The organism is Candidatus Zymogenaceae bacterium, from assembly GCA_016931225.1.
Lineage (GTDB): Bacteria > Desulfobacterota > Zymogenia > Zymogenales > Zymogenaceae > JAFGFE01.
The window spans coordinates 1-18,513 of the sequence record JAFGFE010000008.1; the positions used below are offsets into that span (position 1 = coordinate 1).

Annotated in this window: 21 protein-coding genes; 12 read left to right on the forward strand and 9 right to left on the reverse strand. The window is 56.3% G+C overall.

What is annotated here, in order from left to right; all coding sequences use genetic code 11:
- Nucleotides 1–62 precede the first annotated feature (62 nt).
- The 3 genes from JW885_03265 to JW885_03275 form a co-directional block, all read right to left on the reverse strand.
- A complete protein-coding gene (locus JW885_03265) occupies nt 63–317 on the reverse strand; it encodes a hypothetical protein (protein MBN1881169.1) in 255 nt (84 codons plus the stop codon).
- A gap of 140 nt (nt 318–457) precedes the next feature.
- Nucleotides 458–817 (reverse strand): WG repeat-containing protein, encoded by a 360-nt coding sequence (locus JW885_03270; GenBank protein MBN1881170.1) that lies wholly within the window; start codon nt 815–817, stop codon nt 458–460.
- 205 nt (nt 818–1,022) lie between these two features.
- A complete protein-coding gene (locus tag JW885_03275) occupies nt 1,023–2,183 on the reverse strand; it encodes an exo-alpha-sialidase (protein ID MBN1881171.1) in 1,161 nt (386 codons plus the stop codon).
- Nucleotides 2,184–2,630: 447 nt separating this feature from the next.
- Here JW885_03275 and JW885_03280 point away from each other — a divergent pair, with 447 nt between their 5' ends.
- From JW885_03280 to JW885_03300, 5 genes are all read left to right on the forward strand, one after another.
- Nucleotides 2,631–3,800, forward strand: coding sequence for a hypothetical protein (locus tag JW885_03280; protein ID MBN1881172.1), 1,170 nt, complete (start codon nt 2,631–2,633; stop codon nt 3,798–3,800).
- Between the two features lie 217 nt (nt 3,801–4,017).
- The gene (locus JW885_03285; protein MBN1881173.1) at nt 4,018–4,554 is read left to right on the forward strand and encodes a hypothetical protein; all 537 of its coding nucleotides are present in this window, start codon (nt 4,018–4,020) and stop codon (nt 4,552–4,554) included.
- Between the two features lie 154 nt (nt 4,555–4,708).
- Entirely contained in the window at nt 4,709–5,314 is a 606-nt protein-coding gene (locus tag JW885_03290) for a hypothetical protein (protein MBN1881174.1), read from the forward strand.
- A gap of 167 nt (nt 5,315–5,481) precedes the next feature.
- Nucleotides 5,482–6,027 carry a hypothetical protein gene (locus JW885_03295; GenBank protein MBN1881175.1) on the forward strand — a complete coding sequence of 182 codons (546 nt, stop codon included), beginning with the start codon at nt 5,482–5,484 and terminating at the stop codon, nt 6,025–6,027.
- Nucleotides 6,028–6,214: 187 nt separating this feature from the next.
- Nucleotides 6,215–6,946, forward strand: coding sequence for a hypothetical protein (locus tag JW885_03300; protein MBN1881176.1), 732 nt, complete (start codon nt 6,215–6,217; stop codon nt 6,944–6,946).
- A 56-nt stretch (nt 6,947–7,002) separates the two neighbouring features.
- Here the strand turns inward: JW885_03300 and JW885_03305 are convergent, their stop codons facing one another.
- The 6 genes from JW885_03305 to JW885_03330 all read right to left on the reverse strand — a co-directional run bounded on the left by JW885_03305 (nt 7,003) and on the right by JW885_03330 (nt 10,625).
- Nucleotides 7,003–7,851, reverse strand: a complete 849-nt coding sequence (locus JW885_03305; protein ID MBN1881177.1) for an A/G-specific adenine glycosylase — start codon at nt 7,849–7,851, stop codon at nt 7,003–7,005.
- Nucleotides 7,845–8,510, reverse strand: coding sequence for an endonuclease III domain-containing protein (locus JW885_03310; protein MBN1881178.1), 666 nt, complete (start codon nt 8,508–8,510; stop codon nt 7,845–7,847). Before JW885_03310 ends, JW885_03305 begins: the two co-directional genes overlap by 7 nt.
- 122 nt (nt 8,511–8,632) lie before the next feature.
- The gene (locus tag JW885_03315; GenBank protein MBN1881179.1) at nt 8,633–8,839 is read right to left on the reverse strand and encodes a hypothetical protein; all 207 of its coding nucleotides are present in this window, start codon (nt 8,837–8,839) and stop codon (nt 8,633–8,635) included.
- Nucleotides 8,840–8,905: 66 nt separating this feature from the next.
- Nucleotides 8,906–9,295 carry a hypothetical protein gene (locus tag JW885_03320; protein ID MBN1881180.1) on the reverse strand — a complete coding sequence of 130 codons (390 nt, stop codon included), beginning with the start codon at nt 9,293–9,295 and terminating at the stop codon, nt 8,906–8,908.
- Nucleotides 9,267–9,818: a gamma carbonic anhydrase family protein gene (locus tag JW885_03325; protein MBN1881181.1), complete on the reverse strand. Its 552-nt coding sequence runs from the start codon at nt 9,816–9,818 to the stop codon at nt 9,267–9,269. The genes JW885_03320 and JW885_03325 overlap by 29 nt, the downstream gene beginning before the upstream one ends.
- A 90-nt stretch (nt 9,819–9,908) precedes the next feature.
- A complete protein-coding gene (locus JW885_03330; protein MBN1881182.1) occupies nt 9,909–10,625 on the reverse strand; it encodes a SurA N-terminal domain-containing protein in 717 nt (238 codons plus the stop codon).
- A 295-nt stretch (nt 10,626–10,920) separates the two neighbouring features.
- Here JW885_03330 and JW885_03335 point away from each other — a divergent pair, with 295 nt between their 5' ends.
- The 7 genes from JW885_03335 (at nt 10,921) to JW885_03365 (ending at nt 18,351) form a co-directional block, all read left to right on the forward strand.
- Nucleotides 10,921–11,937: a rod shape-determining protein gene (locus JW885_03335; GenBank protein MBN1881183.1), complete on the forward strand. Its 1,017-nt coding sequence runs from the start codon at nt 10,921–10,923 to the stop codon at nt 11,935–11,937.
- A 127-nt stretch (nt 11,938–12,064) separates the two neighbouring features.
- Nucleotides 12,065–12,892: a rod shape-determining protein MreC gene (gene mreC / locus JW885_03340; protein ID MBN1881184.1), complete on the forward strand. Its 828-nt coding sequence runs from the start codon at nt 12,065–12,067 to the stop codon at nt 12,890–12,892.
- A 28-nt stretch (nt 12,893–12,920) separates the two neighbouring features.
- Nucleotides 12,921–13,493, forward strand: coding sequence for a rod shape-determining protein MreD (mreD, locus tag JW885_03345; protein ID MBN1881185.1), 573 nt, complete (start codon nt 12,921–12,923; stop codon nt 13,491–13,493).
- Nucleotides 13,494–13,509: 16 nt separating this feature from the next.
- Nucleotides 13,510–15,345 carry a penicillin-binding protein 2 gene (gene mrdA / locus JW885_03350; protein ID MBN1881186.1) on the forward strand — a complete coding sequence of 612 codons (1,836 nt, stop codon included), beginning with the start codon at nt 13,510–13,512 and terminating at the stop codon, nt 15,343–15,345.
- On the forward strand, nt 15,338–16,444 hold the full coding sequence (rodA, locus tag JW885_03355; protein ID MBN1881187.1) for a rod shape-determining protein RodA: 1,107 nt from the start codon (nt 15,338–15,340) through the stop codon (nt 16,442–16,444). The genes mrdA and rodA overlap by 8 nt, the downstream gene beginning before the upstream one ends.
- Nucleotides 16,444–16,860, forward strand: coding sequence for an archease (locus JW885_03360; protein MBN1881188.1), 417 nt, complete (start codon nt 16,444–16,446; stop codon nt 16,858–16,860). The genes rodA and JW885_03360 overlap by 1 nt, the downstream gene beginning before the upstream one ends.
- Before the next feature lie 57 nt (nt 16,861–16,917).
- A complete protein-coding gene (locus tag JW885_03365; protein MBN1881189.1) occupies nt 16,918–18,351 on the forward strand; it encodes an RtcB family protein in 1,434 nt (477 codons plus the stop codon).
- Nucleotides 18,352–18,513 lie beyond the last annotated feature (162 nt).

Below are 18,513 nucleotides of genomic sequence, written 5' to 3' on the forward strand. Positions count from 1 at the left end.
ATCCTCCTTCAACTTTTTGAGTTGTTTGCCAGGAGGTATCTGACCACCTTTCTTTTCAACTGTCAAGTCAAGTTAATCTTGTCACAGCTAAGAAATTCATAGACGAAAGAAAATATTATGGAAGGAATGAGCGCTCCCACTAGATACATATAGAGGAGATATTTCTTTTGGCTGTCCCATTTCTTCATGCTCGGATGATCTTCGAATGCTTTATACATTTTTGCAACGAGTGGATTCATATAGAGAATGCCGCCCGCGATGAACCATGCGATCGAAACGATAAAACCGGCAAGGAGCGTGTGTAAAATGTTTTCCATGTTTTTATTCCTCTGTCTCTTAATGATACTATTTAAATAAAAAAAATTTATGAATTGTATGGTATGTATTACTTCTTATATGCAATCGCGTTCTTCTTGTCAAGCGGCAAATATCGTGATTATTCTTCCACCCATGTGTGTCATGGCTGTGGAATTGTCGTCAGCAAGGAGTAAAAGTAAGAACGCGCACCGGAAGAGGAATGCTTATTGGAGCGGGTTTTTTTGTATCCCCACTTGTCACGAACCCTCACAGTACACACGCCTTCCGAGCATATGCGTGCGTCGTCAAATTGCGGTTCTATGACGAAATCTCCGCTCATATTGATATAACCGTATAAGCCGTCAATTTCCCCCCCCACTTTCACGACGGCCAGACCTTCACGAAATGTACCGGCGTAATCAAACTGAGGCTCAATGGCGAACTCCGGTCCTGCAAAAGGTTCCCGCTCGGCATACGCGCCGCCGAGCAGGGCCCCCAGCACGATCACCATTGAAATCATGCTCGTTTTTTCATGGTATTGACCCTGAGGGGGAATCCTCCCCGCGGCGCCCGGCCTCGATTTTCATCTACAAGCGTCGAGGCACCATTGAAGCAGGGGAGTAATCACCTTCCCCGTGGGATCGGGAGACCCTCGCACCGGCAAGAGCGTGGGAAGGGGAGAGTTCCCCCCCCGATCCCACGGCGTCCCCGTTGCTCCCGATCACCTAATCGGCAAGCTCCATCTTTGACTCCGCCAGACGTTCCGCCGCCTCCAGGTCGATGACGGCCATCATGATGTCCGAGGGCGAAAGCATGCCGAGAATCCATGGGTAATCCCGGTTGACGGAGCTGGTGTAGTAGCAGACGTAGGCGGTGTCGCCCCGTATGACGAGGCCCGGATACGAGGTGTCGCCGGTGCTGGGCAAATCGGTGAGGCGGACCATGTGGTCCTCCCGCACCAGAAACAGGGAGGTCCGCTTTTTACCCAGGATGCTGCCGGTGTTGTTGAGGATGAGCTTCGGACCGGTGTGGAACCTTCCCACGCCGAGGACGAACCCGTGACGATAAAAAAGCAGGGGGCCGTCGAACCGGGTGACCGTGCTGTGGTTCTCGGTCCACTCCACATAGGGCGGCTCCGAGACGGAAATCAGCGTATTGCCGTCATTATCCCCGAAGAGGTATCCACCCACTTCCAGGCGGGCGGTGGCCAGAATGCGGCCGTCGGGCAGGAACACGATGGCGGTCTCGTCGTTGACGTCGCCCTCGTAAATCTGGGAGACGAACTCCCATGTGACGCCGTCGGTGGATTTAAACAGGGCGGATTTTCCATGCTCGTGCCAGTACGCGGGGCAGTACCAGGTTTTCCCCCCATCCGGGGTCTTGGGCCTCCAGAAGAGCCATCCCTCGTGCTCGATGTCCACCAACGGCTCCCAGGCAACGCCGTCGACGCTGGATGTGACCGCCGTGGTGTAGGGCTCGGCGCTGAAATCCCGGTTTTTCAGGCAGTACATGAAGAGGCGGTCATTGATGACCGCGAGCTTCGGGTCCCGGATGTCCTCACCCGGGTTCTGAAACGTTGCGATCTCCTCCCAGGTGCGGGCGTCTTCCGAGCGGAGCAGCACCAGCACGGTGGTGTCGCTGGCGAAGTGGAACGGCGCCCGGGCGTGGATCAGGTAGAAGGCGTCGCTCCAGTAAATCATGTCGGTATTGGAGTTGTGAAACTCGTCGGCCGCTATCGGGTAGACGTCCGTCACGACGTCTCCGTCGACCACCGACCGGTTGGGACGGAGATACCAGTAGGCGACGAGCAGACCGAAGAGCACGATGATCGTTAGAAGACCGATGCAGACCCACTTGAGCACCGTGAGGATTTTCTTTACTGCCATGCGAGCGGCTCCTGTTATGTATGAGGTGATGGAATGTTACGAATAGTACCGTATCGGCGGACAAAATACTACCAAATTTGTTATATAAAAACACCTTCTTGTTTTGAGATAAAGATATATTTTTAATCCGGCGGTGTCAATAGCTGAGAGGGCGGCGGCGGGTATATTGTGTGACCGGTGGGATCGTGCAGATCGAATTTCAAAACGGACGCGCTTCCTGTGACCACGCCTCGTTCGACTCCTTCAGCCCGGGAGGGGCATCATGTAGTCCGACGATCCTTTTCGAGACGACGACGCTCCGCTGTTCCAATGATTTTCGTTCCGTTGCTTTCGACCGGCGATGACGCTCTCCGGAAGGGCTCGGCTCCCGTGGGTGATGGTTACACATTGTACATCACATCCCGCCGTGGTAGAATTCGAATGTTCCGGTTTGTTTGGGGATGGCCCATGAAGCTAGGTCCGTATGAGTTCAACTTCCGGGAGCTGGCCGGCTCCGTGGGGGATTTCGGGACGCTCCTGCCCCTGGTCATCGGCTACCTGACGGTCTGCCGCATGAATCCGACGGGGCTTTTGGTGGTGCTGGGGGTGATGAACATCGTCACCGGGCTCTACTATCGCATCCCGGTGCCGATCCAGCCCATGAAGGTGCTGGCGGTGGTGGCCATCGCCGCCGCCTGGAGCCCGGAGAAGGTATATACCTCGGCGCTGGTAATGGGGGTGGTGTGGCTGGTGCTGGGCCTTGGCGGCGTGATGGGCCGGATTTCGGCGTACACCCCGAAGAGCGTCGTCCGGGGGGTGCAGCTTGCCCTGGGGGTGATGCTGGCGGTCAAGGGGTTGTGGATGATGTCGGGGGAGTGGGTGCTGGGGGTGATTTCTCTGGGGATCGTCCTGGCGATGAGCCGGTTTCGCCATTCCCCGGCGGCTCTTATACTGGTGGTCCTGGGGGTGGGGACAGCGCTCTTTTCCGGGGACGTGTCGGGCATCGGTCCCGTGGCCTTTACGCCGCCGGTCGTGACGATGTTCGACCCATCCCTCATCTGGCCGGTGCTTTTGGAGGCGGGGTTCGCCCAGATACCGCTGACGGCGACAAACGCCGTCATCGCCGCCGCGGGGCTGATGAACGATTTCTGGCCGGAGAGGCGGGTGAGCGAAAAAGAGCTCTCGGTGAGCATGGGGGCGATGAACCTTGCGGCGCCCTTTTTCGGCGGCATGCCGATGTGTCACGGTGCAGGCGGGGTCGTGAGCAAGCACTACTTTGGCGCCCGGACGGGCGGCGCGAACATCATCGAGGGAGGGGGCGAGATCGTCCTGGGGCTTCTCTTCGCCGCGGGTCTCGTGGCGGTGCTGGGGGCGTTTCCCCTGTCGGTACTGGGGGCGCTGCTGATCATGGTGGGGATCGAGCTGACAAAGTTCGCAGGAAAACTCCGGTTCGACATGGAGCTTTTGACCGCCCTTGTGGTGGTGCTGGGGGCGGTGACGGTGAATATGGCGGTGGGGTTCGTGGCCGGGTTGGCGCTCCACTACGGGGTGCTGTGGATCGGCGGCGGAAAAAATCGAACGGATATGGATGAAGCATCCAGTCCTGAGACCGCATCGGACGTGAACGGGAACGGCTGAGGAGGGGGGAGTCCGCACAAACAGACCGGGGATGCCGACACCGGCTTTTCAGGCGCGGCGGCGGGAGGGAAGGTAACAACATGACGGATACCGGGAAGCGGGGTGTGTGTGATCGGACGATGGACACGTACCGATACACTCATGAAAGAGGAAGTGAAAACACATGGCGTAGGAATCGCCCAGACAATATACATATTTCAATCAGCGGAGTGATACCATGCACCGGATGTCAAAACCCTTTTACATGATATCATTTTTGGGCGTCGTCATCTTCCCGGTGGTGATCGGGGTGATCTTTCGCGCCTTCGGGATCGATATCGACGAGTACCGGCGGCAGGTGATGGCGGCGGTGCTCGTTTATACGACGATCATCTACCTGGTCTTCGTGTGGCGGATATGGACCGCCCTCCAGGACGGATCGGCCCGAACCACGCCGCTGAGGGCCGCGCTGTTTCTTATCATCCCGATCTTCAATATCTACTGGGTGTTCGCGGCCTTTCCCGGCTTCGTCGATGAATACCGCGCCTACGCCGAGCGAAACGAGTTTTCCGTCCCCCGGCTGGAAAAGGGCTTCTTCGTGGTCTACGGCCTCCTGTTCGCCCTCTCTATGCTGACGTTCATCATCCCCTTTCTCAATATAATGGTGTTCATGGCGCTGTACATCTCGCTGTTGATCGTGGTATGGCAGGCGTGTGACGCCGTAAACGCCCTGGCGAATGATGTGGGAAGAAAGGTTCCGTTGTCTCGTAACTGAGTGGCGCTGGGAATCCCACCCGCATTCCCGGTGGGCCTGAATCCACCCATTTTTTTCCTACCAAAAAGATATACATTTGTGTTTTATTATATTTACAAAATATACTCTCTGGTGTATAAGGAGGGAACACGAAACAGGCGGGCGGAAAACTTTCATGCAGAAAAAAATTAAGAGAATGAACACGGGAATGTTCCTGGGGATTTTTCTCTTTACTACAATTTCCCAGGTGATACAGCTTATGATGGGAATAGTTATATTCTCAATCATATCGAATGATAACTATTCTATGTTGTCAGAGATATCGAATAATCGGCACATAATGTTGCTTTTCTGGGGGTATTTCTTTTCCGTGCTAGGTATATGGTTGATATGTGTCATACTGTTCCACTATCGCATGTGGGCTGCCATACATGATGAATATGTAAATACGCCACCAGCAATCGCCGTGCTACGGCTGTTTATTCCAATCTATAACATATACTGGATGTTCAATCTTTATCCCGATTTCGTGGAATACTACGAGATGTATCTGAATAGAAATAATATTGAGGTGCCGCCATTCAAACCGTTGGCGCATCGTGTATTTCCAAAATTGATTTTGGCGATTGTTATTTTGGACGTTTTAACGAGATTTTTACCCTTCTTATTTATACATGCAGGTCTTTTTAATCTCGCTGTATTCATTGTATTTTTAGTTGTTGTATATAGAACCTGCACAGCAGTGAACGCCCTGGCGGACGCGGTGGAGCGTGGTTCGTAAGAACAACAGACACGTGACGGACGGGTTAAACAGTCGGGGGGCTGCCTTTCAGGCCCGGTCGTTTTTCCGGTTGATATATAAACGGTGCGAGTGAAGATAGCATGCCTATAGTTTTTAACTCAAGGCTCGTGTAGAAAAATACGATATCTGACACTCGGAGGACTAAAATGCCGAAGTACATTGAGCGAATGAACAAGACATTCTTCATGGGAGCCTTTCTTTCTCCCGTTATTGTTCCCGTTATTATTATTGCTTTTTCTTTGTTTCAAGCTGCTACGGGGATAAACAGGCAGCTAGATGAAGGTTTGTTTGTGCCAATCGCGATACTATACGTCATATTCATGTTTATAATGTTTATATTGTTTCACTATCGCATGTGGGCGGCCGTCTATGATGAACGCGTGAAAACGTCTCCCGGGATGGCGGTTTTCCTGCTGTTTGTTCCAATCTACAATTTTATCTGGATATTCAAGTTTTATTTCGGCTTCGTTCAACACTACAACGAGAATGTAGAAAGATACGGCCAAAACACGGGCGTGAAGCCGATCGAAGGATATGCGTTTTTTGCCATGCCGATATTATCGGTCATGGGTGCAATCCTGGAATTCGTCGAGGCGGGGGCGATGTCGATTATCGTAAATATCCTTATTTACATAGTATTCCTGGTGGTTGTTTGGCAGACCTGCAATGCTGTGAACGCCATGACAGACTAGATGGGAAACAACGCCCCGCAGTTCCGTGACTGAACGATACTAAAAAGCCCGGACTAACTTCCTGCATTGCTGAATTCTTTTATGTTTTCTTGAAAATATAATATACATCTGTGTCTTTTTGCGTTTACAATATATATTCTTCGGTGTATAAGGAAGGGGCGTGAAACAGCCAGGTAGGAGGACTTACATGCAGCAGAAAATCAAACGAATGGAAAAGAAGTTTTTCATGGGAGTCTTTCTCTCTCCCGTCGTTTTGGCTGTCATTATTATTCTACTTATCGAGATAATTCCTGGAACATACGGTGTTTTTGCAGCTCTTCTGGAATATATCATGGAAGATACCCTTATGTACATAATTGGACATAACCTAAAGCACGTCATTGAAGACAACACGATTATATTCATTATTACTATTTTATATAGCGTCCTTCTATTTACATGCAAAATACTGTTTCACTATCGCATGTGGGCGGCTATTTATGATGAACAGATAGATACACCCCCTAAGTTGGCCGTGCTGTTACTGTTTATACCGTTATACAATTTGTATTGGATTTTCAAGTTCTATCCAGGATTTGTTCAGTATTATAATGAAAATATTGATCGATACGGCATCGGGTCAGAAGTTCAGCCGATCGATAAACTGGTGTATACAGCCTATCCAGTTACGCAATATATAAGTGTAATAATAGTAATAGTATCGGCATTAATTTCGTCAAGGTCGTCGATTGGTGTTATGAATTTGGTTTGTTTTGTGGTCTTCATAATAATGGTATCAAAAACCTGCGACGCCGTGAACACCCTGGCGGATGTGGTGGAGGAAATTCCTATCCACGATACGAGTACGGGTCACCCAGCAAATGAAGGTATAAAGTTATTATTGGATGAAGTGAGAAGAGAAGAGGGCGGAAACGATTGATCCTTACCCGGAGCAACGACAAGTTCTGACCAGAATCCCAATCGTGTGCATATTACCTATCCCTCCTTCGGGGCGATGGTGTTGCCCCGGATATCCAGAAATCCCTCCCGCTCCAAATCCGCCACGATCCGCATCACCCGTTCCGCCTCCCCCGGGAACCGGGCCAGGATGTCATCTTTTAAAATGAGACCCTGCTCCACCAAAAGCGCCAGCACCGCGCCCCGGATCTCCCGGTCCGACCCCTTAAAGGGGGACTGCGTTGTGTGGTGTGCGCTCCTTTTTGCCGGATTTTCCGCCGACTCCTTCAGGAAGACGCCGTAGTCCATCAGGCCCCAGTACCAGGTGCGGGGGTCTTCTCTATCCAGCGTGGCCTCCACCAGGGGGAGGATGTCCCGATCAGCAACGGCGTCCGTCCCCTCGAAAAAATAGTGGATGAATACGGCCCGGATGTTGGTCTCCACGAAGACCGAGGGCTCGTTGAAGGCGAAGGCGAGGAGCGCCCCGGCGGTGGCGGGGCCGACGCCCGGAAGGGAAAGCAGGGCCGCCCCGTCGGCGGGGAGAACGCCGTTGTACTCCCGAACCACCACTCCGGCGGCCTCTTTCAGATAGAGCGCCCTCCGGTTGTAGCCGAGCCCCTGCCACAAAGACAGCACCTCGTGAGTCGAGGCATCGGCCAGGCTGAAGACATCGGGGAGGGTGTCGGTAAACCGGACGAATTTCTCCACCACCCGGGCGGTCTGGGTCTGCTGGAGCATCAGCTCGGACACCAGGATGCGATAGGGATCGGTTGTCTCCCGCCAGGGAAACGACCGCCCCGCACGTCTGTAATAATCCCTCACGATCTTTTGGAAGGCGTGTATCTCCCGGTCGTCGAGGCGGGGGCACGTACTGGTATCGGTCACGATCGTATCGGTTCCTTTTCCGGCAAAATCCCCTCCAGGGGACACTCCGAACACCGGGGATGCTTCGGGCGGCAGTATTCCTTCCCCACCGCCACGAACTGGGCGTGGAAGTCGTTGAAGAGCTCCGCGTCATGAGGCAGGTGATCCATAAACAGCGCCTGGATGTCGTGATAGGAGGCGGTTTCATCGACAAGATCATGGCGGACGAGCACCCGTTTCGTGTAGGCGTCCACCACGAAGACCGGGCGGCCCCCGGCGTAGAGGAGGATGCTGTCCGCCGTCTCGGGGCCGATGCCGGACACCCCGAGGAGCCGCTCCCTGGCGGCGGTGAGGTCGCCCGCCAAGGCAAGAGACATGTCGCCCTCCCATTCACGGGCCAGGTAATCCAGGAAGCATTTGAGGCGCCGCCCCTTGACCCGGAAGAAGCCCGAGGGACGGATCAGTTCTTCCAGCTCGTTCTGGGGGAGCCGGGCCATCGCCGATTGCGTGAGCACTCCCGCGCCCTTCAGGTTGTCGATGGCCTTTGTGACGTTCGCCCAGCTCGTGTTCTGGGTCAGGATGGCGCCCACGGCGATCTCGAAGGGGGTGTCCCCGGGCCACCAGTTCCGGTGGCCGAAATGCCCATGAAGCGATTGGTAGATTGTTTCAAGAAGTGTGCGCATGGCCGAAATGAAAAACCCCCCGCACAGATACGCGTGGGGGGATCGAACTGACATGTCCCGGTACATGCGGCATCTGTTTCATGCCACCGGTCCCGGGTTTAGAACGTTTACACGGTATATGATTATGCCTTATCGATGGTGAAATCACCCGAACCGGGATTGTACACAAGGGTATACTTAACGCTGTTGTTCCTATCCTTGAACGTGGTGGTGTTGTCTGTGTTCGTCTTTGCTTCGTTCAGGAGCAGCTTCAGGTATTCCTTTTTCTCGTCGCTTTCACTGAAGAACTTCAATTCTTCAATGCCTTGGGGGTCACCCAGCAGTTTCATAGGTTGTTCCGATTCACATCCCGTTTTAGAGAATTTATCAAAAGCGGCGATAAATGTCAATACCAATTACCCGCGTTCCGCGCGAATCAGGGAGAACAGAAGCAGGATCGCGGCAAGCAGCAGGACCGCCTCCCCCCATGAGACCACCATGCCGCCGGTCACGGCGAGATACATCTGGCCCGGCAGAAGCACCAGAGACACCAGCAGGGCCAACGCCCGGGGGAGCGACTTCGGGACCACGGCCAACAGCGCCGCAAGGACCGTGGCCAAAAACAGGCTCCCCTCGATGGAGAGCATTTCTTGTATGAGTGAGAACTCCCGTGCCGTCTTCTGAAACAGCAGATCCAGCCCCTGGATGGCGGCGGACAGGATGAGTGCTGTCACCGCCGCGCCCCTGACGTGACGCTTCAGAAACGTCTCCGCCGGTCTAATCCGTGTGTCCCGTATGCGCGTCATCGTTGATTCTCACAAGGCCGGTCTTGTATCGCCGGGAGAGGTCCGCGTAAATATCCTTGTATTTCTCATATATCTCGATAGTTTCGTCGGTGACGTCACCGATGACCTTGGCGGGAACCCCCACAGCGATCTTTCTTTCCGGAATTTCCATCCTGGCGGGAACCACGCATCCCTCGGCGACGATGGCGTATTCCCCGATTGTCGAAAAATCGCTGATAATGGCGCCCATTCCCACCACAACGCCGTCGCCCACAAAGCCGCCGTGGATGATGGCCCCATGGCCGACATTCACCCGGGAGCCGATCTCACAGCGCTCCCCGGGCCTGGCGTGAACCACGCAGTTTTCCTGTATTGAGGTCTCGGCTCCCACCACGATGGCGCCGTAATCGCCCTTGATGCGGGCGCCGGGGCCGATAAAACAGCCGGGACCGATCACGACGTCACCCACGATGGTCGCTTCGGGGGAGACGTAGGCATCATCGGAAACTCGGGGGGTTCTTTCTTCAAAACGATAAATCGCCATATCACTTCTCCGGGATAGTACGGGATGTGTCGGTAAAAAAAGGGGGGAATACTCCCCCGCTTTCGTCACATGTGGACCACATATGCTTCGTTATTCCAGGTACTCTTCGTTGATGATGATCTCGGATTTGGCTATCAGGTCGTCCAGATATGTATCGTAGGCCTGATATTTCTTGATGCCGAGGGCTTGGGAGAGCAGAAACTCCCTGGTATCGGGATCGGCCTCGTCAAAAATCGTCATGTCGACTCCCAGGGGCCCCAATAGGAGAACCGCCTCTTCGTTGGTGATCTTGACCGAATCGTACACCACGTCCTTGAGCTTTTGGGACATCAAATCCTCTCGAATCATCTCTTCGAACTGGAGCTCGTTCAGTCCGTTATATCTGAGGATATCACTGTAGAGCTCATAGTTGAACTCCCCGCCGTCTTGGAATATAACGGAGTTTGCAATGATGTCCGACACTTCACTGTCGGATACCGGAAGCTCCAGCCGCCGTGCCTCTTTGAGTATCAAGAGTCTCTCGATCTCGGTTTCCAGAATGGTCCGTTTCAGGTCCAGGGCAGCGATGTCCTCTTCGGTCAGGTCATCGCCGTATTTTTCCTTGAGCGTTTCTATTTCCTGGGAGTACAGCATGGTAAAATCATCGACGGTGATAATGGTGTCGTCTATTTTCGCCACATACCAGCTGGTATCCTTGTCCTGCACAGAGCCCAGGATGCCGAATCCTATGATGAAGCTTAAAGCCACGGCGATCAGAAGCACCTTGATCCACCAGGCCCCCGCCTGTCTTCGCAAGATGTTGAGCATAATTTTCCCTCCAGTGGATACAGCATCCTTTGTATCAGACGGGGGAGAAAAATTCAACCACTTTTTGACCACGATTTTTCTTGATATTTTTATATAGCTTTCCTAAAATTTCTCAAAATTTGGCATAACTGTATTATAATTTCTTGTAATTAAAGCATAATTACTATATACTACCTGAAAAATCGGAGTAATACATTTTCTATATATTTGCTTTTCCGAGGCCCACTGTTTTTTTCGGCGGGTTCGGGACATGGGAGAAAAGGAGCCGTGTATGGTCTTGAATTCCCTCATCGGAATGATGTCCAGCGATCTTTCCATCGACCTGGGAACAGCGAACACGTTGGTGTATTTGAAGGGAAAGGGCATCGTTGCCGACGAACCATCGGTGGTGGCGGTCAAGGAAGGGGGTCGGGGGGAGCGGCGCATCATCGCCGTGGGGAGTGAGGCGAAGCTGATGCTTGGGAGGACCCCCGAATCCATCCGGGCCGTTCGGCCCCTCAAGGACGGCGTCATCGCCGATTTTGAGATCGCCGAACACATGCTCAAGCACTTCATCAAAAAGGCCCACAATCGAAAGACCCTGGTTCGGCCCCGGATCATCATCTCCATTCCCTCGGGCATCACACCGGTGGAGCGCCGGGCGGTGATCGAATCGGCCTATACCGCCGGAGCCCGGGAGGTGTACCTGATCGAGGAGCCGATCGCCGCCGCCATCGGTGTGGGACTTCCCATTTCAGAGCCCACCGGGAACATGGTCGTCGATATCGGCGGAGGTACCACGGAAGTGGCGGTCATCTCCATGAACGATATCGTGTATGCCGAGTCGGTGAGAACGGGCGGCGACAAGATGGATGAAGCCATCATCCAGTACATGAAGCGAAAATACAATCTCCTTCTGGGCGAGAGTTTCGCCGAGCGGGTGAAGATCGAGCTGGGGGCGGCCATTGTGGAGAACGGAAGCGAAAAGATGGAAATACGGGGGCGGGATCTGGGAAGCGGCATTCCGAAGACCCTGATGGTGACCGCCGACGAAATAAACGAGGCCCTTTCCGTGCCCATCGAGGTCATTGTGGAGACGGTGCGCAGCACCCTGGAAAATACCCCTCCCGAGCTTGCATCGGATTTTCTGGAAAACGGCATCGTGTTGACCGGAGGCGGTGCGAAGCTCAAAAACATCGATAAGCTGCTGAACAGGGAGACGGGGCTACCCATCGTAGTCGCCGAAAATCCGTTGATCATGGTGGTGCTCGGTTGCGGCAGGGCCCTGGATGATCCCGATCTTCTGAAAATGGTTACGACGCCGGGGCGGTAGGATGAGAAAACACTCCATCATCTGACGGCTCACAGAAATTTCCGAAGGGGAAGGCGGCGTGATCGAGACAGAACAATACCGTTCGCGCGCGACACTTCCCTTTTTCATTGTATACGGGATGTGAGGTATGATGCGTCGATACATCCAAAGACACAGGGCCGTTGCCGTGGGGATCGTCCTTTTGATATGTGCAGCACTCATCCTTATCTCCCCCGACCGAGGGGGAGGCGTGTTGTCCGAGGTCAGGGGGGTGCTGTTGACGATTGTATCACCGGTTCAGAGGCTTCTTGTATCCGCCTATCAGGATGTTGTGGGGGTATGGGAGAGATATATCTATCTTGTCGGGGTAGAGGAGGAAAACGAACAGCTTAAATCGTCGCTGGACAAGATCTCCTCCAAGTATGAAAACCTCAAGATTCTCTATGTGGAGACCGAGAAGAAAAACCAGCGGCTGGAGAACATCCTCGACTTCACCCACGAGACATCCTACAATCTCATCCCGGCCCGGGTCATCGGGAGGGACCCACAGCCCTTTTCCGGCTCCATCGTGGTAGACAAGGGGACCGCGTCGGGGGTGTCCATCGACATGCCGGTGATCTCCACCGACGGCGTGGTGGGGATCGTGATGTCCGTGTCGGCTCGATCATCACGCATTATGCTTCTCAACGACAAGATCTGTCGTGTCGACGTCATCGTCCAGGACGATCGGGTCCGGGGCATTCTGGAGGGGGCCGCGGACGGCTCCTTGAAGCTGTCGTATGTGGACAGGCAGGCCGAAGTCACCGAGGGGGATATCATCGTGACCTCCGGTATGGGGGGGATATTTCCAAAGGGTCTTCTGGTAGGGGAGGTGGCGGCGGTCACCGTTCCCCCCTACGGCCTGTTTCGGGAGATCGTTGTTGAACCCCGGGCGAAGCTTTCCGCCCTGGAGGAAGTACTCATCATAGTCAGATGATGTCAATGCGGAAAAAGGGCGAACAATCATGCCGATAACCCAGAGCGATACCGGGGAGGGAAAGGGGCGGTTGGCGGTGAGCCTTGTGCTCTTTTTTCTCTTGGGCTTTCTCGCCGTCATTCTTTCGGGGGTGATCGGGGAGTACCGAGGCGTTCGGGTGGAGTGGCTGATGATCCTGGTCGTGTACCTGGGCATATATAAATCCCCGGGGCTGTCGGTGTTCCTGACACTGCTCCTGGGCGTCATTCTGGATATGTCGTCCGCGTCGTTCTTCGGCGAGGGACTGGTCTCCACCATATGGGTGATGCTGATCGCCCGGGGCGTCTCCCGGCTCATATACGCCGATCGCCCGGTCATGCAGTTTCTCATCCTGGCGGCGTGCGTTATGAGCCTCGGGGGGGTGCTGTGTTTCCTGTACGGCATCATGGACGTTTCGTGCGGGGCGAGTGCACGGATATTCACCCGTCTCCTTTTCTCTTCCGGGGTTACGGCGTTTGTCGGCGTCGGTCTTTTGGCCCTTTTGAAGCGCATCGATCCCGAGCGGGGCGGATACTACCTAACCCGGTTTATGCCGGAGCGGCGGGAGGCGCCGCTGATATAGATGTTCGAGGTCATTGATGAGCAGGTTCCTTCTCCAGCGGCCTGAGCCGTCCCGGATGATCAGAACGGGCCTGATGGGGGTGCTGGCCGTATTTCTCCTGATATCCCTGGCGGCCCGCCTGGCCTATCTCCAGCTCTATCGGGGCGAGGAGTTCCGGGTCATGAGCGAGGACAACCGGATTCGTATCGTGAAGATCCCGGCGCCTCGCGGTATGTTTTTCGACAGGAACCTCGAGATCGTGGTGGACAACCGCCCCTCCCTGGACGTGAAGGTGGCCGAGGAGTTCGTGGACGACCTGAACGAGACCCTCGGGCTTATATCCTCCCTCACCGGCGTGGACGAGGCGACGCTCAGAGAAAATCTCGAAGCCGAACGACGGACCCAGCCGAAGTATCGACCGTTGACGGCAGCGTCGGACCTCTCCCGGGACGAGCTGGCGGCCCTGATGACGAGACTGTGGCGCATTAACGGTGTTACCGTGGAGGTTCGTCCCGTCAGGGACTATGTCCGGGGCCCCCTGGCGCCGCACCTGTTCGGGTACCTGGGGGAAATCAGTGATGACGAGCTTGAGACGGAGCGGTACGGCGGCTATGAGATGGGGGATATCATCGGCAGACGCGGCATCGAGGAAACCTGGGATCGGGAACTCCGGGGCGTGGACGGAAGCCTCCATGTGGAGGTGGACTCCACCGGTCGGGAGCTCGTGGTCTTGGGGGAAACCGAGGCGGTTCCTGGCAACAACCTGGTGCTGACGATCGATGCGGATCTTCAGGAATTCGCCCGCTTGCAGATGGAGGAAAACGAATACGCCGGCGCCGTCATCGCCATGGATCCTCGTACCTTCGAGGTGCTGGCGCTGGTATCGGCGCCGGATTTCGATCCGTCCCTCTTCGCCCGTGGGGTCACCGGTGATGAATGGGCCCTGCTGGTCACCGACCCCCGCCACCCGCTGGAGAACAAGTGCATCTCGGGCCAGTACCCCCCCGGCTCCACGTTCAAGATATTCACCGCCACCGCGGGCCTCGAGGAGGGGGTGATCGACGACGAGACGCCGCTCTATTGCCCCGGCTATTTCAACTTCGGCGGGCATTCGTTCGGGTGCTGGAAGGCCGGGGGGCACGGCCGCATCAAGCTTCACCGGGCGATCCGGGAATCCTGTGACGTCTTCTTTTACAAGACCGGAGACATGGTGGGCATCGATCGCCTCGCCTTTTACTGCAGCGGCTACGGGCTGGGCACGCTTACCGGCATCCCGCTGGCAAACGAAAAGCCGGGTCTATTGCCCTCGACACAGTGGAAGGAGGAGTATTTCGGCGAGCCGTGGTATCCGGGAGAGACCATCTCGTGCGCCATCGGCCAGGGATACGTGCTGGTGACGCCCATCCAGCTTTTGAGCGCGTTTTGCGCCCTAGCCAACGGGGGCACCGTCTATACGCCGATGGTGGTCAAGGAGGTACAGAGTCCCGAGGGGGAGACGTTGACCGTCTATGAACCGGAAAAGGTCGGAACGGTGCCGATCTCGGAAGAACACCTCGAGATGATCAAGCGGGGGCTCTACGGCGCCGTGAACGAGCCCGGCGGAACGGGGTGGCGCGCCCGGGTGGAGGGTATGAACGTCTGCGGCAAGACCGGAACCGCCCAAGTTATTGCCGGGACGATGAGCAGCGCATATCTCCCCTATGAGCTTCGGGATCATGCCTGGTTTGTCTGCTTTGCGCCGCTTGAGGATCCGGAGATCGCCGTGGCGGTCCTGGTGGAGCACGGGGGATTCGGCGGGACCGCGTCGGCCCCCATCGCCGGGGCGGTGGTAAGGGAGTATTTCAGGCTGACGGGGGCGCTTTCGGATGAATAGGAGCCTAACGGACAGGGTGGATCCGTATCTCGTCTCTATCACGATCATGCTGTTGGTGGTGGGGCTAGCCAACCTCTATTCCGCATCCCTCAGGGAGACCATCAGCGATACTCCCATCTACATCAAGCAGACCTACTGGGCGCTGGTGGGCCTGGCGGCCATGACGGCGGTCATCTTCATCGAATATCGCACGATACGAAGGTTCGCCTATGTCATTTACGGGGCAAACCTGGCGCTCCTCGTTGCAGTACTCTTCCTGGGCGGCGGCGCCGGCGGCGCCCATCGGTGGTTTGTCCTCGGCCCCGTCTCCTTTCAGCCGTCCGAGTTCATGAAGCTCTCGTGTATACTGGCCGTCTCGTCCTATTTCGCCTCGGTTACGGGACCGGAGGGCTTGAGGATTCGGGACCTCCTTGTCCCCGCCGCCATGACCGCGGTGCCTGCGGCGCTCATCGTCATGGAGCCGGACCTGGGATCGGCGGGGCTGTTGGTGCTCCTGTTTTTGACGATGATATGTATGATCAGGATGCGGCCGAGGACATACATGGCCCTGGCGGTTACGACGCTTGTGTGCGCCCCGCCGGTGGTCTTTTTCGGGTGGCGATACCTCAAGCCCTACCAGCGCCAGAGGATCATCACCTTCCTCAATCCCGAATCCGATCCTCTGGGGTCGGGGTATCACATCATCCAGTCCAAGATCGCCGTGGGCAGCGGTCAGCTTTTCGGCAAGGGGTACTTGGCCGGCACCCAGGGGCAGCTCAAATTCCTCCCGGAGCAGCATACCGACTTCATTTTCAGCGTGCTGGCCGAGGAGTGGGGTTTTATCGGCGGTCTGGTGTTTCTGGGGCTGGTGCTGGCCTACGTCGTCCGGGGAACGGTCATTTCACGGGAGGCGAAGGACATGTTCACCTCCATCACCGCCATGGGCATTACGGTGTTGTTCCTGTGGCAGTCGTTTATCAACATCGCGATGGCGGTGGGCCTTTTCCCCGTCGTGGGGATCCCCCTCCCCTTTCTCTCCTACGGCGGGTCGTCCCTGGTGACGACGCTTCTGGGCACGGGGATGCTCTTGAACATCCACATGCGGCGAAGGGTTTTCTGATGGGATCCTGGGAGTTTCTCGATCACACGGCGGACGTGCGGCTTTTCGTGCGGGGAGGGGATATACACGACTTGTTCATCACCGCCGCCCGTGCGTTGATGGAGGTTTTGGTCGGCGTCGTACCGACCGGAGACCTCGAGTATCGCACGGTCCGGGCCGAGGGGGAAGGATTCGAGGAACTGCTGGTGGACTGGCTGAGGGAGCTCCTCTTTCTGTTCCAGGGAGAGGGGGTGATCGCCGTGAAACATGACATAATTGAAATCGACCGAATGCATCTTATCGCCCGGTGCGGCTGTGCGGCGTTCGACCCGATGAAGATGTCCATGGCGACCGATGTCAAGGCGATCACCTATCACGATCTCGTCGTCACAGAGGACGACCGGGGCGTTTCTGCGCGCATCGTGTGCGATGTGTGAGCGCGGGGCGTTCGGGGGGCGACGGCCCGACACACGGGCGGAAAGGAAACGATGGAAATAGAGCTTGTTCAAAGGGATGCGTATCGCTGGGAGGTGCCCAAAACCGGACGGATGGCGGTGCCGGGGCTGATTTTCTCGGACGATGTGATGATAGAGGATATCCTGAGGGATCGGGGCCCGGTGCAGGTGGCGAACGTGGCGACGCTCCCCGGCATTCTGACTCATTCTCTCGCCATGCCGGACATGCACTGGGGATACGGGTTTCCCATCGGCGGGGTCGCGGCCTTCGATATCAAAAACGGCGTCATATCCCCCGGCGGCGTCGGGTACGACATCAACTGCGGCGTGCGCCTGATCAGGACGGAGCTGGAGCACGGCCGTATCAAAAAGAAGCTGGAAGAGCTGATCATGGAGCTCTTTCGGGCGATCCCCTCGGGGGTCGGCTCGAAGGGGCGTCTCCATCTGAACGAAAAGGACGAAAGGAGTGTGCTCACCCGCGGGGCGCGCTGGGCGGTTGAGCGGGGGATGGGGGGTGAAGAGGACCTGGTGCGCACCGAGGACGGCGGAGTGATGGAGGGGGCGGAGCCGGAGGCGCTATCCGAGCGGGCGCTTACCCGAGGGAAGGATCAGCTCGGCACCCTCGGCAGCGGCAATCACTTCCTCGAGATCGGCGTGGTGGATGAGGTATACGATGACCGGACCGCCCGGGCCTTCGGGCTGTTCACCAATGGGGTGGTGGTGCAGATACACTCCGGGTCCCGGGGGCTGGGCTATCAGGTGTGCGACGATTTTCTCAAGATCATGGGGAGGGTCACGGCCCGTGAGGGGATCGACATCCCGGACCGACAGCTCGCCTGCGCGCCCATCGGGTCCGATGAGGGGAGGGAGTATTATTCCGCCATGGCCTGCGCCGCAAACTACGCCTGGGCGAACCGACAGGTGATGCTCCACTGGACGAGGGAGGTCTTCATGCGGGTGCTCAACCTGTCGCCGGTGGAGCTCAAGATGAACATGGTCTATGACGTCTGCCACAACATCGCCAAGTTCGAGCGGCACACGATAGACGGAAAAAAGCGGGAGGTCTGCGTCCACCGAAAGGGGGCCACCCGCTCTCTGCCGCCGGGTCATCCCCTGGTCCCGGGGCCATACCGGGATGTGGGACAGCCCATCCTCATACCGGGGGACATGGGGACGGCGTCGTACGTGCTTGTCGGCACGGAGAACGCTGTGGCCGAGACCTTCGCCAGCACCTGCCACGGCGCCGGGCGGGTGCTCTCACGGAAGGCGGCGAAGCAAAAGGCCCAAGGCCGCGCCATCGCCCGGGAGCTGGAGGATCAGGGCATCTTGGTGATGGCTGCGGGGAAGAACGCCCTGGCCGAGGAGATCCCCGAGGCGTACAAGGACGTGGACCGGGTGGTGGCGGCGGTGGAGGGGGCGGGGCTCTCCCGCAAGGTCGCACGGCTTAAGCCCATCGGGGTGATCAAGGGGTGATAAGAGGAGGGGCCTTGGAGTAGATGGTGATCCGGTGAAGCGGATATATACAAGAGAGAAATAAATACTTTCTTGGAGCGGCGTCCATATCCGAAGTTTGGGAAAAGATACATGACGAGGAACATTGTTTTCTACATCCCCTTAATATTCCTCTTTCTCCTT

Bases quoted from the DNA above. Each gene is read 5' to 3' on its own strand.
- mreC (MBN1881184.1), top strand. From the start codon at position 12,065: ATGATGCGTCGATACATCCAAAGACACAGGGCCGTTGCCGTGGGGATC.
- JW885_03270 (MBN1881170.1), bottom strand. From the start codon at position 817: ATGATTTCAATGGTGATCGTGCTGGGGGCCCTGCTCGGCGGCGCGTAT.
- rodA (MBN1881187.1), top strand. From the start codon at position 15,338: ATGAATAGGAGCCTAACGGACAGGGTGGATCCGTATCTCGTCTCTATC.
- JW885_03330 (MBN1881182.1), bottom strand. From the start codon at position 10,625: ATGCTCAACATCTTGCGAAGACAGGCGGGGGCCTGGTGGATCAAGGTG.
- JW885_03360 (MBN1881188.1), top strand. From the start codon at position 16,444: ATGGGATCCTGGGAGTTTCTCGATCACACGGCGGACGTGCGGCTTTTC.
- JW885_03310 (MBN1881178.1), bottom strand. From the start codon at position 8,510: ATGCGCACACTTCTTGAAACAATCTACCAATCGCTTCATGGGCATTTC.
- JW885_03325 (MBN1881181.1), bottom strand. From the start codon at position 9,818: ATGGCGATTTATCGTTTTGAAGAAAGAACCCCCCGAGTTTCCGATGAT.
- JW885_03280 (MBN1881172.1), top strand. From the start codon at position 2,631: ATGAAGCTAGGTCCGTATGAGTTCAACTTCCGGGAGCTGGCCGGCTCC.
- mrdA (MBN1881186.1), top strand. From the start codon at position 13,510: ATGAGCAGGTTCCTTCTCCAGCGGCCTGAGCCGTCCCGGATGATCAGA.
- JW885_03300 (MBN1881176.1), top strand. From the start codon at position 6,215: ATGCAGCAGAAAATCAAACGAATGGAAAAGAAGTTTTTCATGGGAGTC.
- mreD (MBN1881185.1), top strand. From the start codon at position 12,921: ATGCCGATAACCCAGAGCGATACCGGGGAGGGAAAGGGGCGGTTGGCG.
- JW885_03275 (MBN1881171.1), bottom strand. From the start codon at position 2,183: ATGGCAGTAAAGAAAATCCTCACGGTGCTCAAGTGGGTCTGCATCGGT.
- JW885_03335 (MBN1881183.1), top strand. From the start codon at position 10,921: ATGATGTCCAGCGATCTTTCCATCGACCTGGGAACAGCGAACACGTTG.
- JW885_03285 (MBN1881173.1), top strand. From the start codon at position 4,018: ATGCACCGGATGTCAAAACCCTTTTACATGATATCATTTTTGGGCGTC.
- JW885_03265 (MBN1881169.1), bottom strand. From the start codon at position 317: ATGGAAAACATTTTACACACGCTCCTTGCCGGTTTTATCGTTTCGATC.
- JW885_03290 (MBN1881174.1), top strand. From the start codon at position 4,709: ATGCAGAAAAAAATTAAGAGAATGAACACGGGAATGTTCCTGGGGATT.
- JW885_03320 (MBN1881180.1), bottom strand. From the start codon at position 9,295: ATGACGCGCATACGGGACACACGGATTAGACCGGCGGAGACGTTTCTG.
- JW885_03315 (MBN1881179.1), bottom strand. From the start codon at position 8,839: ATGAAACTGCTGGGTGACCCCCAAGGCATTGAAGAATTGAAGTTCTTC.
- JW885_03295 (MBN1881175.1), top strand. From the start codon at position 5,482: ATGCCGAAGTACATTGAGCGAATGAACAAGACATTCTTCATGGGAGCC.